Raw genomic sequence first — 15,878 nt, forward strand, 5'->3', positions numbered from 1 at the left:
TCCAATTTTATCGGGAGACGCTTATGAGAAAATAGAAAATTCTGCATTAACAGAATTGATTGTTTCTGATACTATTCCATTAAAGAAAGTAACTTCTAAAATAAAAGTGGTATCTTGCGCGCCATTATTTGCGGATGTTATGCGTAAAGTGCAGGACAATACCTCAATAAGTGGACAATTTTTAATGTAAACAATTAATAAAGAAAGTAATGAAATCAATTACAATTACAGGATCAAAAAGAGAAAGCGTAGGCAAAGTAGCAACAAAAGCCTTACGTAATGCTGGTATGGTTCCTTGCGTTATATACGGAGGAGATAAGCCAGTGCATTTTTCGGCAGAAGAAAAAGCATTTAAAAAGTTGGTGTATACTCCAGATGTTTTTACTGCAAGTATTAATGTTGATGGACAAAAAATCGCTGCAGTTTTGCAGGATATTCAATTTCACCCAGTAACAGACAGAATTTTACATGTAGATTTTTATCAGTTATTTGATGATAAAGAAATTACGATGAATATTCCTGTTAAATTAACAGGTACTTCTCCAGGAGTGCTAAATGGAGGGTCTTTACGTTTTACAAACCGTAAATTAAAAGTAAAAGCATTACCCGCTAATTTACCAGATTTTGTATCTGCTGATATTTCAGGTTTAAAAATTGGTAGTAAACTAGTGATTTCATCATTAGTGACTGACGGTTATGCATTTATGCATCCAGAAAACACTGTTGTAGTTCAGGTAAGAACTTCTCGTAATGCAACTGCGGAAGATGAAGTGGAAGAAGAAGCTACAGAAGCAGCAGCAGAATAAATTTTGCAAACATAATTTACAAAAAGCGTTACAATTCTGTAACGCTTTTTTATTTTAGTATTTTTACCAAATGAGATTAAGAAACTTCTTTTATAAATTAGCAGGTATAAAAGTTGAAACGAAAGAAGAATTGATGAAGAAATTTTTAATTGTTGGTTTAGGGAATATCGGTGAGGCCTACCATAATACACGTCATAATGTAGGTTTTAAAATTGTTGATGCAGTTGCTGAGGAATATAAAGTAACTTTTGAAACAGAGAAGTTAGGAGATGTGGCTAGTTTTCGTTTTAAAGGAAGAGCTTTTATGCTTTTAAAGCCAAGTACTTTTATGAATTTAAGTGGCAAAGCAGTAAAATATTGGATGGATAAAGAGAAAATAGCTATCGAAAATGTGTTAATTATTACAGATGATGTTCATATTGATTTTGGAACAATTCGCGTAAAATCAAAAGGTTCTGCTGGAGGACATAATGGGTTAAAAGATATTCAAGAGAAATTAAATACCCAACAATATGCACGTTTTAGATTTGGAGTAGGAGGTAACTATAGCAAAGGAAGACAAGTAGATTTTGTGCTTGGTGAATGGAATAAAGAAGAAACTAGCCTGTTAATTGAACGTTTGCCAATAGCGGCTAAAATAGTAACCTCTTTTGGGACAGCAGGTTTAGCAAATACCATGAATACTTTTAATGGTAAATAAAAAAAGCTGCCTATGTATAGACAGCTTTTTCTTAATTGTCTGATTTTTTTTATTGTCTCGTAAAACTAATACTAGCCTTAATTGCAGCAGTAGTTGCATCTATTTCTTCTTCTAATTCTTGTGTGAAAGAAACAGTAGTTTCATTAAATGTCACAACATCTAAAGTACCCTCTATAAAATCACCTCCTGTAGATGCATTAAAAGTAATGGTATTATTTGTAGTGTTTAATTGATAGGTGCCTGAATCAGAGAAATTTATGATTTCTGTATTCGTGACAGGGCTTCCAACAGCAGGCGTTATAGTAGAAACAATTCTATATGCTCCAGAAGCACTATAAGAACCATTTTCACTCAAGACAAAAACAACTTGAAAAGTATCACCTATACTTGTTGAAGTAGCTACGGTAAACGGAACTGAGATACCAGATACTTCTGTTACGGATGTTACTGTTGTGTCTATACTAAGACTGTTAATATTATAAGTGCCAGCTAAATTGTCTTTAGACAAACTGAAAGGAGCTTCAGCAGAATCATCACTACAACTTGTAAAAGCAAGCGATATATATACTACTAAAATAAATTTAAGAATTTTCATAATTGTGTTTTTTTTGGTAAAGGTAACTATTAATTTAAATTGATTATGAAAAAAAAGTATCACTTTTTAAGTGAGAGATTAGTTTTCACTTGCAAACCATTCTGCAAAACTTGTATCGGTTTCTTGTAGTTTTATTGAATGAAGTTTGATGTTATTTGGCAACCTGTCTTTTATTTTTTCAGCAAAATCAATCACCATCATTTCACTGGTTGGTTGGTAATCGACTAAAATAACATGGTGGTCTCTGGCTTGTAATTCTTTTGCCAATTCTATATGAGGCGTATTTTGGTTAAAAACAGTTGCATGATCAAAAACGTCTACAATCTCCTCGTTTACGATTTTCTTTAAATCACTGAAATCAATAACCATCCCAAATTTTACATGGGTATTGTCTTTAATGGGCTCTCCAGAGACAGTTACAGAAAGTTTATAAGAATGTCCATGAACATTCTTGCACTTGCCATCATAACCATATAATGCATGGCCTGTTTCAAAATTAAATTGCTTGGTAATTCTAATAATACTCATGAACGTTTGTTTCTAAATTTGTTGTAAAAATACACAATAACCAACCCTATGGCTAATGCTATAAATAAATAATTATCTCCCATTTTTGTTTCTTTATATTGTTAATCGACTAAAAAATTTTGTAAAACGTCTGCAATTTTTCTGTCATCGGATAACTGCGGAATTTTATTTTGTCCCCCAAATTTACCAATAGATTTCATATACTCATGAAATCCGCCTTTTTTAACTTTTCTAATGACTAATTGCTGTAAAACTTTACCTGCAATTAAATCTAAATAATAAATATTTTGGGCTTGCATGGAAGCATCAATTTTGGTTGCAAATTCGAGTAAATTGTTTGGCTCATTTTCAAATTCGATAAACCATTCGTGATAAGGCAAGCCATTTTCAGGATTTACTTGAGGAGCCACCGTAAACTCACTAATAGTGGTATTTGTATTTAAAATAGAATCGTTTAAAGCTTTCTCAACTTCTTTACCAATAACATGTTCGCCAAAGGCGGATATAAAATGTTTAATTCTACCGGTAACTTTTATTCGGTAGGGTTTTGTGGATGTAAATTCAACGGTGTCGCCAATATTATAACCCCAAAGACCTGCAGTGGTATTTAAAATGATTACGTAATTCATGCCCATTTTAACATCCTTTAAAGATATTCTTGCAGGGTTTTCTTGATAAAATTCGTTAGCAGGAATAAACTCATAAAAGATCCCTGAGTTTAATTGCAATAACATTCCTTTTGCTGTTTGCGAATCTTGATAGGCAATAAACCCTTCAGAGGCAGGATATAATTCGATATAATCTATTTTTTTACCAATTAAACTTTCAAACTTATTCTTATAAGGTTCAAAATTCACACCACCATAGATGAAGAAATTAAAATTAGGAAATAATTCTGAGATTGATTTCCCTGTTTTTTCAATCAATTTTTCAAAATACATTTGAACCCAAGAAGGAATTCCGCTAATTACAGACATGTCTTCGTTCATGGTTTCTTCTACAATTGCATTTACTTTGGTGTCCCAATCTTCTATGCAGTTAGTTTCCCAGCTTGGTAGTCTATTTTTTAATAAATATTTCGGAACATAATGTGCCACAATTCCACTTAATCTACCCAGTTTTATACCATTTTTATTACTTAAGATAGGACTTCCTTGTAAAAAAATCATTTTACCGTTTACAAAACTTGCATCCTTTTTTTCTGCAATATAAAACAGCAAGGCATTTCTGGCAGCTTTAATATGAGTAGGCATAGATTCTTTGGTGATAGGAATGTATTTAGCACCAGAAGTTGTGCCAGAAGTTTTGGCAAAATAAAGCGGTTTTCCTATCCAAAGAACATCAGATTCACCAGCAACAATTCTATCTACATAGGCTCTTAAACCTTCGTAATCAGTAACTTTAACACGATCTTTAAAATCGTTATAAGAAACAATATTCTTAAAATCATGATCTTTCCCAAAAGCGGTATTTTTTGCTTTAGAAATTAGTTTTTTAAAAACTTTGTCTTGTGTTTTATGAGGCTTGTTTGACCACTTAGAAACTCTTTTTGTGGCAAATTTGGCAAACGGAATTGCAAATATAGCTTTTATGCTCATTATTTAAAATCAATCAAATTTATAGGGTTTATTGCATAACCACCACTCCATAGTTCAAAATGTAAATGTGGCCCAGTGGTAAGTTCTCCAGAAGAACCAACACTCGCAATTACTTCTCCCGATTTTACAAAATCTCCTTGTTCTTTAAGTAGATTTCCATTGTGTTTGTAAACAGAAATATAATCATAAGCGTGTTTCAAAATAATTACGTATCCAGTTTCTGTGGTCCAGCCAGAGAAAATAACAGTTCCGTCTGCAGTTGCTTTTACTGCCGAGTTCTTTTTAGCAACAATATCTACAGCTAAATGATTTTTTTTAGCATCAAAACCTTCCGAAATTGAACCATTTAAAGGAGCAAAAAACACAATTTTTACATTTGTTGCCGCATTATTTTGAATTGGAAAACGATCTTGACTTTCTATTTTTTCTCTAAAAAGAGAATCTTCTCTAGTAGCGTTTAATAAACTATCTTGAACATTAATTCTGTCTAACAAGTTTACAGAATCGATAGCTTCTGCTTCAATTTCACCAGTTAAAATAGGTTGCAATGCTTTGGTAAAATCTTGTAAAACATCTAATTTTCTTTTTAACGAATCTGTCTGAAAAGCGAGTTTTGTTGCTTTTATTTTTAAGTCTGTAGAGGAGTAGCCAGGGATGTACTCTTTTATTGATGTAAATGTTATGAAAAAAGTTGTGACTAAAATCAATAAAAATGAAAAAACACCACCCAGAACAAAAACATTTAATAATGATAATTTTAGAGAAAAACGTTCTTCGAAAGTGTCTTCATTTAAAACAACCAATCTGTATTTGTCAGTTAGTTTTTGTTTTAATTTTCCTTTTTGTTTGTTTTGATTCTCCAAAAAATATGTTTTGAGTGCTTCTAAATTACAACGTAAAAATAGCGAAACTATTTTTTATAAAAATTCATTTCATCTAAGTATTCCCAAACTTCTTTAGTTAATAGGGGCCTAATGTTCTTTTTGTCCTTAATTCCGTTTCTTATCATTGTTGATGAAATTTCTACAATAGGCGCATTAACGGTATGAATTTTTGGATGCTTTTTAAATTGATGTTCTATCGTTCCTTCAGCAATTCTGGGATAAATATAGACATGATGGTGTGCTAAAATGGTTTCATAGTTTTTCCATTTATGAAGACTCTTTAAATTGTCTTCACCCATAATTAAACAAAATTCTTTTTCTGGAAATAAATCAGAGATATGTGCTAATGTATGAACTGTATAATTAGGTTGTGGTAATTTAAACTCAATATCACAAGGTTTAATTTTTTGGTAACTTTCTGTTGCTCTGTAAACGAGTTCAAATCGATGGTGATTTTCTAATAAAGAACTTTTCTTTTTAAACGGATTATGAGGGGTTACAACCATCCATATTTCATCTAAATCGGAATGTTCTACCATATGATTGGCAATAATTAAATGACCTACGTGAATTGGATTGAATGTGCCAAAGTATAATCCTATTTTCATTTTATTTGAGGTGATGGAAAAAAGAGAACTCTCTTTTTTATTATTTCTTTAATCTTCTAAAAACTGTGTAACGAGTTCTTCGGCTTCTTTTAAAGCAACTTCTAATTCGTAATTTTTAATAATTTTATCAAACTGTGGTGCAGTTGCCAATTCTACAGAGGCTTTTGCAATTCGCATATTTATTTTTTCTTCACTTTCAGTTTTTCGTTTTTTCAAACGGATTTTCAACTCATCTACACTTGGTGGTTTCACAAAAACAGATAATGTTTCTTCTGGATATTTCTTTTTAATACGCAATCCTCCAACAACATCAATATCAAAAATAACGTGTTTTTTTAAGCCCCAAATACGTTCAATTTCAGTTTTTAAAGTTCCATAGAAATTATCTCTATACACTTCTTCCCATTCTAAAAATTTATCGTTTTTAATATTATTTTTAAACTCTTTTAAAGAAATAAAATAATAGTCTTCTCCATCTTTTTCAAAACCTCTAGGTTCTCTAGAAGTTGCCGATATTGAGAATTCTAAATTAAATCTTTTTTGCTTTAATAAATGCCGAACAATAGTAGTTTTACCTGAACCAGAAGGTGCAGAAAAGACAATTAATTTTCCTTTAAAATCTGACATTTATAATACATTTAAAATTTGTTCTTTAATTTGTTCTAGCTCGTTTTTCATTTGAATTACCGCTTTTTGCATCGGTGCAAAATTGGCTTTAGAGCCCGTTGTATTTATTTCTCTTCCCATTTCTTGAACAATAAACCCTAGTTTTTTCCCATTAGAATCAGGAGTTTCTAAAGTTTGTAGGAAATAATCTAAATGATTTGTCAAACGAACTTTCTCTTCATTAATATCTAATTTTTCTAGATAGTAAATTAATTCTTGTTCAAAACGATTTTGATCTGTTTCAACTTTTAAATCATCAATCGCTTTTTGCAAACGTGCTTTTACGTTCTCAATTCTATCAGCATCAAAAGAATATACTTCTTCTAAATATTTTCTTATGTTGGTAATTCTTTCTCTAAAATCTAGTTCTAAAGAAGCAGCTTCATCAATGCGATACTGCACAATTTCTTTAATTGCTTCCTCAATATTTTTGTTGATGAGATTCCACTCGTTTTCATCTAATTCTGCACGTTCTGTTTTTAATGCATCTGGCATTGCAATTGCCATTCTTAAAAGTGCTACATCATCAGAATTGCCAGTTTGAACCACGTTTCTTAATTGCTGAATGTATTGGTTTACAACGCCATGATTTATGGTCGTAGAAGTTTCATCAGCTGTCATTTCAATAAAAATTGAAAAATCTACCTTTCCTCTAACTAGAGCACTAGCTAATCTTTTACGAACTGCTAATTCTTTTTCTTTATAATAAGAAGGAATTCTGACGTTTAAATCTAAGTTTTTGCTATTTAAAGATTTTATCTCTATCGTTACTTTTTTTGTCGGAAGCTGTAATACAGATTTTCCATAACCAGTCATAGATTGAATCATACAATCGTTGTTTTTACAATGAGCAGCAAAGATACCTTTTTATTTTGTTGGTTTCCCTACTTGTTTGGTAACTAAATACACACCTAAAAAAATGATTATTGTTGCCGAAATTTTAATCAAATTTAGAGAATCACTTCCAACAATTAACGCGTAAATAGTAGCGATTACGGGTTGTAAATAGATAAAAACACTAACAGTTGTGGGTTTTAGTTTTGATAAACCATACAGGTTAAAAAGATAGGTTACACAAGTTGTAAAAATAATTACAAAACCAATATTCCAGTACATATTTCTAGGAATGTCTTGCCAAACTACTTCAGTTATTTCATGATATGAAAAAGGAATTACAAAAATTAATCCAATTAAATACAACCATTTTACGAATACAATTGGGTTGTATTTAGCGATTAAGTTTTTTGCCAATACCAAATACAATCCATAAGAAGCTGCATTTAGAAAAACTAAAAAATTGCCCAAGTTATTGTTGTTCCCATGATTTTGAGAAGAATTACCGTATGTAATTAATAAAATTGCACCAACTAGACCAATAAATACACCTAAAATTCTTTGTTTCCCAATTCCTTTTCTAATAAGTATACTCGAAAAAATGAGCACCATTATCGGGGAGGTTACCATCATTACCGAGGCACTTATAGGGGTCGTAAGACTTAATCCTTTAAAAAAAGCAAGCATGTTTAATGTAATGCCAAAAAAGGAGGCGAGTAAGATTTTTTTATAGTCCTCTTTATCTATTTTCTGAGGTTTTATAAATAAGCCAGCAAACCAAAACACCATGGTACCTCCAGAAACTCTTAAAAAAATAAAAGCATAAGGTTTTATATAAAGCGGCATAACTTCTTTAGCAATGGTAAATGTTACTCCATAAATTAAGGTTGCTATAGAGACAGCAATTAAGGCTAAGACTCTTTTATTCATTCAGAAAATAAGCTTTAAAGATCAAGTTGTAAAGTTCCGGATAAATTTTTAAAGTAAAGCCAAAAAAAGAGTTTCAGATATTTTTGAAACTCTTTTTGCTTTGATTGTCTATCTTTTGGTTAGTTCACTCAAGATGTTCTTCTTTTAAATTTGTTTTCTGATGTTAAAAGGTATGCTCTAGCATTTTTAACACATCAAAAAATCAATGTTTTTTTTAATTTTAATAAATAATTTTAATTTTTTGTTACTTACAAGATACAAATTGTATAATATTACATCTATTATTATAATTTACAAAATGGAAATACATCATATAGGAGAAAACAACTCAGTTTTAAATACTTTTATTTCTGAAATTAGAGACAAAAAAATTCAAAAAGATTCTTTGCGCTTTAGAAGAAATATAGAGAGAATTGGAGAGATTTTAAGTTATGAATTAAGTAAAAGCCTTTTGTATTCAAGTGTTTCTATAGAGACTCCTTTAGGAGAAAAGAAAGAGCAATTGCCAAACAATGACTTGGTTGTATGCTCGGTTTTAAGAGCTGGTTTGCCTTTGCATCAAGGATTGTTGAATTATTTTGATAAAGCTGAAAATGCATTCATTTCTGCATATAGACATCATCCTAAAGATAATGATGAATTTGAAATTGTTGTAGAGTATTTTGCTTCACCAGAAATAAAAAATAAAACCTTTTTATTGGCGGATCCAATGTTGGCCACTGGTCAATCTTTAGTGGCGGTTCATGAGGCTATAAAAAAATATGGTACTCCAAAAGAATTGCATATTATTGTTGTTATTGGTTCTAAAGAAGGAATAGATCATATTGAAGAAAATTTTCCAGAAAACACCCATTTATGGATTGCTGCTATTGACGATGAGTTAAATAGTAAAGGGTATATTGTACCCGGTTTAGGAGATGCAGGTGATTTAGCTTTTGGGGAGAAATTATAAGAAAAAACTGAGAAAAATACAACCCACTAAAAAGATATATAAAACTAAGTCTTTCATCTTTTTTTTATCGATTAACTCAATTCCGTTTGCAATAACTACTGAAACAGGAAAAAGTACATACAAAAGTTCAGAACCGTTTTTTACAGGTAACAGAATTAAAAAAAGAATTACCGTTAGTAAATTAATAATTAATAAATACCAACTTCTTCTAAAGGTATTACTTATGGCAATGGTTGCAATGGATTTAAAAATTACAGAAAACAAAGAAAAAATAAAAATACTGATAATAAACCAATAGTATTTTGGAGCTTCATAAACTTGAAAGTCAAAATTGGATTTAAAACTAAAAAGTTCGTTAAACTCCTGCGTTTTATCAACCCAGAAAAAGTAAGTAAAATAAAGAAATATGGGAGTTATAAAAGCTATAATAGGGGTCAAAATGGTGTGAATTGTTATTTTTTGATGCAAGTAGGTTCCCGTAAAAATTAGTAGTAAAAACAAAATTGAAAAAGGTTCAAAAATAAATAAAACACCTAGCCATAAACCACTGTCAAATAATTTTTGGATTACTTTTTTAGAGGATCGCAGACTGTATGTTTTTCGCAAAAAAAGGAAGTAAATAATCGTTAGAAGTAAACTTTTGTAATTTGTTAATTCAGGTAAAATACAAACTGTTAAAAGTGTGAAAATAAAATAGGCGTAAGAATTATCAAAAGTTAATTTATTCTTGCTGAGAATAAAATTGTAGAAGAAAAAAACACCTAAAAAAAGGAGTAATAAAATGCCACTTTTTAAAAGTTTGTCTAGCGTAAAACCATCATAGAAAATAGTAAAAAAAACGCTAAAAGAGAAGCAAAGAAAAAAGAAAATCAATAAACCTATAAAATTGATTGGTTTAGTTTTGTTTAAAAAATTGGCTAGCATTGATTCTTTTGTTATTTTTGCAGTGTAAAGATAATTAAGTTATGATAGCAAGCAATATTTTTAGATGGATTGGTAGTTTATTTACTGATTTATTATTCATCCCTTTTAATAAATTACGTTTAGATATTGCCACAGCAGATTTAGGTTGGTGGATCTCAAACGCCGTAAACTGGATTTTCATGCTAGTTTTATTAGTTTTATTTGCATACTGGATGAAAGAATCTAAAAAGTTCTTAAGAGAAGGAACAGAGGATAAAGCTTAATTTTACATCTTGGGAAGCAAAAACAAATTGAAACGTTTCAATGAAAATGAAACGTTTAAAAATGTCATTCAACCTGCAAGAGAAGAAGTTGTCACTAACTTTTCCTTAAAAGGAAAATGGCATTCTTTTTTTAAAAATGATAATCCTATTGTTGTTGAGTTAGGGTGTGGTAAGGGCGAATATACCATCGCGTTAGCGAGACAAAATCCTCATAAAAATTTTATTGGAATTGATATAAAAGGAGCACGTTTTTGGAGAGGTGCAAAGACGGCAATAGAAGAAAATCTAGAAAATGTTGCTTTTGTAAGAACTCAAATTGAGTTGGTTGATTTTATTTTTGCAGAAAATGAAGTTTCAGAAATTTGGATTACGTTTCCTGATCCACAAATAAAATACCAGCGCACCAAGCATAGAATGACAAACCCCAGTTTTCTTAAAAAATATTATCATATTTTAAAAGAAGATGGTATTATGAATTTAAAAACAGATTCTGAATTTATGCATGGTTATACCTTAGGATTGTTGCATGGAGAAGGGCATGAAATTTTATATGCAAATCACACCGTGTATAAAAATGAAGGTGCACCAAAAGAAGTTACAGAAACACAAACTTTTTACGAAAATCAGTACTTAGAAGTAGATAAGCCTATTACTTACATTAAATTTAGATTGAAGTATTAAGGAGTTTCAATGTAAAGCTAAATAAAGTGAAAGCAATCTTTGTATTGGTTCTTGAGCTCTTGCTAGTTCTAATAATTGGTTTCTTTCTCTATCGTGGTTAAATGAATACTTTTTATATCTTCACTTCATGAAAAAAGCTGACAATTTTTTTGATAGAGTCTACGAAATAGTGCGCTTAATCCCTTTTGGAAGAGTTACTAGTTACGGTGCAATTGGCACTTATTTAGGAGCTGCCAGATCAGCAAGAATGGTTGGTTGGGCAATGAATAAAGCACATAATTTAGAAGATGTTCCTGCGCATAGAGTCGTCAATAAAAAAGGATTGCTTACAGGGAAACATCATTTTGAGGGCACAAATTTAATGCAGCAATTATTGGAAAACGAAGGTATTGTTGTTCTTGAAAATCAAATTCAAGATTTAGAAAAAGTATTCTGGGATCCACTAAAGGAAGTCAAATAAATTCCACTTATCAATCCATAAATAATCACAATCTATTCATCTTAATTTCTTGTAAGTAAGCTGTATATTTGCAGACTAGATTAAATTAAAAGGTCTAAATACTATTAATTCATGAGTTTTAAAAAAGAAGATATATACAAAGCATTAGAAACAATTACAGCTCCTGGTGAAGGAAAAAGCTTAATTGAAAATAATAATGTAACTAATGTTGTTCGTTTTGACAACGAAGTTGAAGTAGATGTAACCATCAGCAATCCAACTTTGCAAGCAAAAAAGAAAATTGAGTCAGAAATTACGAAGGCAATTAAGACAAATGTTGATGAAAACATTGATGTAAAAATTAATGTGAAAGTAGAGAAACCTGAACCAAAAGAAAAGTCAAATCAAATTCGAGGTAAAGAAATTCCGAATATTAAAAACATCATTGCAATTGCATCAGGGAAAGGTGGTGTTGGTAAATCTACAATTACAGCAAATACAGCTATTTCTTTAGCTAAAATGGGTTTTAATGTTGGTGTTTTAGATGCTGATGTGTATGGACCATCACAACATATTATGTTTGATGTAGAAAAAGCAAAACCACTTTCTGTAAATGTGGATGGTCGTTCAAAAATGAAACCTGTAGAAAATTATGGTGTAAAATTATTGTCTTTAGGGTTTTTCACAAATCCAGATCAAGCGGTAATTTGGCGAGGGCCTATGGCTTCTAAAGCATTAAATCAATTAATTTTTGATGCAGATTGGGGAGCGTTAGATTTTCTTTTAATTGATTTGCCTCCAGGAACCGGAGATGTTCATCTATCAATTGTGCAGGCTTTGCCGATTAATGGAGCTGTTGTGGTAAGTACGCCTCAAAATATTGCATTAGCAGATGCTAAAAAAGGAGTTGCAATGTTTCAACAAGATAGTATTAAGGTTCCTGTGTTAGGAATTATTGAGAACATGGCGTATTTTACACCAGAAGAATTGCCCGAAAATAAATATTATATCTTTGGAAAAGATGGTGCAAAAAATTTAGCAGCAGATATTGACACTAAATTCTTAGGAGAAATTCCGCTGGTACAAAGTATTCGTGAATCAGGAGATGTTGGACACCCTGTGGCATTGCAAGAAGGAACAGTTTTAGAGGAGTCTTTTAAAGAAATTACGAAAGAAATGTTATCCCAATTATTAAAAAGAAATGCCAATTTGCCACCAACAGAAGTAGTTAGAATCACAACAATGAGTGGTTGTAGTTCCGTTAAAAAATAAGATTATGACAGCACAAGAAACAGTAAATAATGTTGAAAAAGCATTAGATGAAATTCGTCCTTTTTTAATAAGTGATGGAGGAAACATCAAGCTACTTTCTATAGAAAACTCAATAGTAAAAGTTCAGTTAGAAGGAGCTTGCACCGGTTGTTCTGTAAATCAAATGACATTAAAAAACGGTGTGGAAGCAACCATAAAAAAGTATGCACCACAAATATCTGAAGTAATAAATGTTGCTTAAACCAATAAAAGTTAGTTTTTGAACATTTAAAAAATATATTTTTTAGCGTTACCTCAAAAGGTCGGGCTTTTAGCACTCGCTTTTTTTACTTTTTTGGAAGTAAAAAAAGAGCTCAAACAGATGCTTCAATCTCTAGCGCGTTTACGAACAAAAAAAGACCTTACAAGCATAAAACCTTGTGAGGTTTTAAAAATAATAGAATGATTACAACAGATATCTTAATTATTGGTGCAGGGCCAACCGGTTTATTTACCGTTTTTGAAGCAGGTTTATTAAAACTGCGTTGTCATTTAATAGATGCATTACCGCAAGTTGGTGGCCAATGTTCTGAAATTTATCCAAAGAAACCTATTTATGATATTCCTGCATATCCAGAAATTTTAGCGGGTGATTTAACCGATAAATTAATGGAGCAAATTAAACAATTTGAACCAGGTTTTACATTAGGAGAACGTGCAGAAATAATAGAAAAACAAGACGACGACACGTTTTTTGTAACCACGAATAAAGGAACGAAGCATCACGCAAAAATTGTTGCTATTGCTGGTGGATTAGGAAGTTTTGAGCCTCGTAAACCACCAATTCCAAACATTGCTAATTTTGAAGATAAGGGGGTAGAGTATATTATTCGTGATCCAGAATTTTATAGAAATAAAAAAGTAGTTATTTCTGGTGGTGGAGATTCTGCTTTAGATTGGGCTATTTTCTTAACAGATGTTGCTTCTTCAGTAACTCTAATTCATAGAAGAAACGAATTTAGAGGTGCTTTAGATTCTGTAGATAAAGTGCAGGAATTGAAAGATGCAGGTAAAATAAGAATGATAACTCCGGCAGAAGTAAAAGAAATTATTGGAACTGATAAGGTCACTGGGGTTGCTATTATCCAAAAAGGGGAAGCGCCTTTTACAATAGAAACAGATCATTTTATTCCACTGTTTGGATTGTCACCAAAATTAGGGCCAATCGCAAATTGGGGGTTAGAAATTGAAAAAAACGCCATTAAAGTAAACAATGCTTTAGATTATCAAACGAACATTCCAGGTATTTATGCCATTGGAGATGTAAATACCTATCCGGGTAAATTGAAGTTAATTTTATGTGGTTTTCACGAAGCTACATTAATGTGTCAAAGTGCATACAAGCGTATTTTTCCAAATAAAAAATATGTAATGAAATACACTACTGTTGGTGGAGTTGATGGTTTTGATGGTACAAGAAAAGAAGCCCCAAAAGCAGTTATTAAGAAGATTGATTAATTTAGGATGTCTTTTTTGTGTAGGCAAAAATTTATTTTATTTACAGACATAAAATAAATACTATTTTGTCTGAAATAGGAATTGTGGAAGCAAAAAAGTGGATAGGTTCCAAAAACAATTCTGGGTTATTTATTTTGGAATTAATTTCTATCCGAATTTTAAAACTTTTGAATACGGTTTGCTTCCTAATAAATTTAAAATTTTCGAGAGACTTTTTGTATATTTGTTTTTCAGCGAAATCGATTGAAATGTTTGTAGAGTTATTAGTATATTTAAAATTCTTAATAAAACGTAATCCAGAATGATTCTTTAATTCTGTCATTTCTGCTTTGACAGGAATCTCTTTATTAAAATCTAATTCGTTATTTTGAGAAAAATATAGATTTTAATAATGTTACTTTTAATCATTCAATTTTAAAAATCATGCCTTTTTATCATAAATTAGGGGAAATACCACCCAAAAGACATACGCAATTTCGTAAAAAAGATGGAAGTTTATATTATGAACAACTATTTGGTACCATTGGTTTTGACGGAATGTCTACCAACAGCTATCATGAACATAGACCAACAATGGTCAAAGAAATTGTAAGGCAATATTCTATCGCTCCAAAAATTGCCAAAGCAAATAATATTCAATCGTATCGTTTTAAAGGGTTTCAAGTTCCGCAAGAAAGCGACTATCTAGAAAGTAGAAAGGTCGTTTTAACGAACTCAGATTGTAACATTATTTTAGCTGCACCGAAACAATCAACCAAAGATTATTTTTATAAAAATACAGATGCAGATGAGGTAATTTTTATCCATAAAGGAACGGGTAAATTACGCACAATGCTAGGGAATCTAGATTTTAAATATGGAGACTATTTAGTAATTCCGCGTGGAATTATTTATAAATTAGATTTTGATGATGAAAACAATCGACTATTTATTGTGGAATCCTATTCGCCAGTGTATACTCCAAAAAGATACAGGAATTATTTTGGCCAATTATTAGAGCATTCACCCTTCTGTGAGCGCGATTTAAGAAGGCCGCAAGAATTAGAAACACACAATGAGTTAGGTAATTTTCTAATCAAAGTAAAAAAGCAAGGTGAAATTATAGAAATGATTTATGCTTCGCATCCTTTTGATGTGGTGGGCTATGACGGATATAATTTTCCCTACGCATTTTCAATTCATGATTTCGAACCAATTACAGGTAGAATTCATCAACCGCCGCCAGTGCATCAAACTTTTGAAACGAATGCATTTGTAATTTGCAGTTTTGTGCCGCGTTTATATGATTATCACCCGAATTCAATTCCTGCGCCTTACAATCACAGTAATATAGATTCAGATGAGGTTTTATATTATGTAGACGGCGATTTTATGAGCAGAAATGATGTGGATCAAGGTCATATTTCTCTGCATCCAGCAGGAATTCCACATGGGCCGCATCCAGGTGCAACCGAAAGAAGTATTGGTCATACAAAAACTGAAGAATTAGCAGTGATGGTAGATACTTTTAAACCTTTACAAGTAACGGAAGAAGCTATGAAAATTGCTGATGAAGAGTATTACAAATCTTGGTTGGAGTAATAAATTAAATAGAAGCTATTTCTTGCTTGTCGTTGTATTTTTTTGTGAAAAAACAAAAAGTATGACACTTCCATTAGGGCTGAAATATTTGCAAGTAATTAGTAAAAACAAAATATTTAA

The 15,878-nt window shown here is 31.1% G+C and carries 20 protein-coding genes (1 of these 20 running past the window's edge); 11 read left to right on the forward strand and 9 right to left on the reverse strand.

From position 1 onward, the window contains the following. The 3 genes from ATE90_RS00100 to pth form a co-directional block, all read left to right on the forward strand. Positions 1-190, forward strand: partial view of a ribose-phosphate pyrophosphokinase gene (locus tag ATE90_RS00100; protein WP_036782395.1) — the final stretch only. Its footprint begins 752 nt before the window's first position; only the last 190 of its 942 coding nucleotides appear in the window; its start codon lies off the left edge, out of view; its stop codon occupies positions 188-190. A 19-nt stretch (positions 191-209) separates the two neighbouring features. Next, positions 210-806, forward strand: coding sequence for a 50S ribosomal protein L25/general stress protein Ctc (locus tag ATE90_RS00105; RefSeq protein WP_036782398.1), 597 nt, complete (start codon positions 210-212; stop codon positions 804-806). 70 nt (positions 807-876) lie between these two features. Next, positions 877-1,506: an aminoacyl-tRNA hydrolase gene (gene pth / locus ATE90_RS00110; RefSeq protein WP_091955549.1), complete on the forward strand. Its 630-nt coding sequence runs from the start codon at positions 877-879 to the stop codon at positions 1,504-1,506. A gap of 49 nt (positions 1,507-1,555) precedes the next feature. Here the strand turns inward: pth and ATE90_RS00115 are convergent, their stop codons facing one another. The 8 genes from ATE90_RS00115 to ATE90_RS00150 all read right to left on the reverse strand — a co-directional run bounded on the left by ATE90_RS00115 (position 1,556) and on the right by ATE90_RS00150 (position 8,149). Next, entirely contained in the window at positions 1,556-2,101 is a 546-nt protein-coding gene (locus ATE90_RS00115; protein WP_036782401.1) for a hypothetical protein, read from the reverse strand. Between the two features lie 78 nt (positions 2,102-2,179). Beyond that, on the reverse strand, positions 2,180-2,629 hold the full coding sequence (locus tag ATE90_RS00120) for a 6-pyruvoyl trahydropterin synthase family protein (protein ID WP_036782404.1): 450 nt from the start codon (positions 2,627-2,629) through the stop codon (positions 2,180-2,182). Between the two features lie 101 nt (positions 2,630-2,730). Further along, positions 2,731-4,227: a GH3 auxin-responsive promoter family protein gene (locus ATE90_RS00125; protein ID WP_101450549.1), complete on the reverse strand. Its 1,497-nt coding sequence runs from the start codon at positions 4,225-4,227 to the stop codon at positions 2,731-2,733. Further along, positions 4,227-5,090: a M23 family metallopeptidase gene (locus ATE90_RS00130; RefSeq protein ID WP_036782410.1), complete on the reverse strand. Its 864-nt coding sequence runs from the start codon at positions 5,088-5,090 to the stop codon at positions 4,227-4,229. The genes ATE90_RS00125 and ATE90_RS00130 overlap by 1 nt, the downstream gene beginning before the upstream one ends. A 47-nt stretch (positions 5,091-5,137) precedes the next feature. Next, positions 5,138-5,719 carry a nicotinate (nicotinamide) nucleotide adenylyltransferase gene (gene nadD, locus ATE90_RS00135; protein ID WP_036782413.1) on the reverse strand — a complete coding sequence of 194 codons (582 nt, stop codon included), beginning with the start codon at positions 5,717-5,719 and terminating at the stop codon, positions 5,138-5,140. A 48-nt stretch (positions 5,720-5,767) separates the two neighbouring features. Further along, entirely contained in the window at positions 5,768-6,346 is a 579-nt protein-coding gene (gene gmk / locus ATE90_RS00140) for a guanylate kinase (protein ID WP_036782416.1), read from the reverse strand. After that, a complete protein-coding gene (locus ATE90_RS00145; protein WP_036787929.1) occupies positions 6,347-7,201 on the reverse strand; it encodes a YicC family protein in 855 nt (284 codons plus the stop codon). It lies immediately after the preceding gene. 51 nt (positions 7,202-7,252) lie between these two features. Beyond that, a complete protein-coding gene (locus tag ATE90_RS00150; RefSeq protein WP_036782419.1) occupies positions 7,253-8,149 on the reverse strand; it encodes a DMT family transporter in 897 nt (298 codons plus the stop codon). Positions 8,150-8,447: 298 nt separating this feature from the next. On the opposite strand from ATE90_RS00150, the gene upp reads away from it, so the two are divergent. After that, positions 8,448-9,101, forward strand: a complete 654-nt coding sequence (gene upp / locus ATE90_RS00155; RefSeq protein WP_036787931.1) for a uracil phosphoribosyltransferase — start codon at positions 8,448-8,450, stop codon at positions 9,099-9,101. Here upp and ATE90_RS00160 read toward each other — a convergent pair. Then, positions 9,096-10,025 (reverse strand): DUF6427 family protein, encoded by a 930-nt coding sequence (locus ATE90_RS00160; protein WP_036782422.1) that lies wholly within the window; start codon positions 10,023-10,025, stop codon positions 9,096-9,098. The two genes, upp and ATE90_RS00160, sit on opposite strands and share 6 nt — an antisense overlap. Before the next feature lie 41 nt (positions 10,026-10,066). Between ATE90_RS00160 and ATE90_RS00165 the strand changes: the two genes are divergently transcribed. From ATE90_RS00165 to ATE90_RS00200, 7 genes are all read left to right on the forward strand, one after another. Next, positions 10,067-10,288: a DUF6341 family protein gene (locus ATE90_RS00165; protein WP_036782425.1), complete on the forward strand. Its 222-nt coding sequence runs from the start codon at positions 10,067-10,069 to the stop codon at positions 10,286-10,288. A 9-nt stretch (positions 10,289-10,297) separates the two neighbouring features. After that, on the forward strand, positions 10,298-10,969 hold the full coding sequence (gene trmB / locus ATE90_RS00170; RefSeq protein WP_091955538.1) for a tRNA (guanosine(46)-N7)-methyltransferase TrmB: 672 nt from the start codon (positions 10,298-10,300) through the stop codon (positions 10,967-10,969). Positions 10,970-11,096: 127 nt separating this feature from the next. Then, entirely contained in the window at positions 11,097-11,429 is a 333-nt protein-coding gene (locus tag ATE90_RS00175) for an MGMT family protein (RefSeq protein WP_036782430.1), read from the forward strand. 111 nt (positions 11,430-11,540) lie between these two features. Then, positions 11,541-12,680 (forward strand): Mrp/NBP35 family ATP-binding protein, encoded by a 1,140-nt coding sequence (locus ATE90_RS00180; protein WP_036782432.1) that lies wholly within the window; start codon positions 11,541-11,543, stop codon positions 12,678-12,680. Positions 12,681-12,684: 4 nt separating this feature from the next. Then, positions 12,685-12,921 (forward strand): NifU family protein, encoded by a 237-nt coding sequence (locus ATE90_RS00185; protein WP_036787934.1) that lies wholly within the window; start codon positions 12,685-12,687, stop codon positions 12,919-12,921. Positions 12,922-13,121: 200 nt separating this feature from the next. Then, a complete protein-coding gene (locus ATE90_RS00190) occupies positions 13,122-14,177 on the forward strand; it encodes an NAD(P)/FAD-dependent oxidoreductase (protein ID WP_036782434.1) in 1,056 nt (351 codons plus the stop codon). Between the two features lie 423 nt (positions 14,178-14,600). Next, entirely contained in the window at positions 14,601-15,758 is a 1,158-nt protein-coding gene (locus tag ATE90_RS00200; RefSeq protein ID WP_036782441.1) for a homogentisate 1,2-dioxygenase, read from the forward strand. The last annotated feature ends 120 nt before the right edge of the window (positions 15,759-15,878 follow it).

The organism is Polaribacter sp. Hel1_33_96, assembly GCF_002846595.1.
In the GTDB taxonomy this organism is placed as follows: Bacteria; Bacteroidota; Bacteroidia; order Flavobacteriales; family Flavobacteriaceae; genus Polaribacter.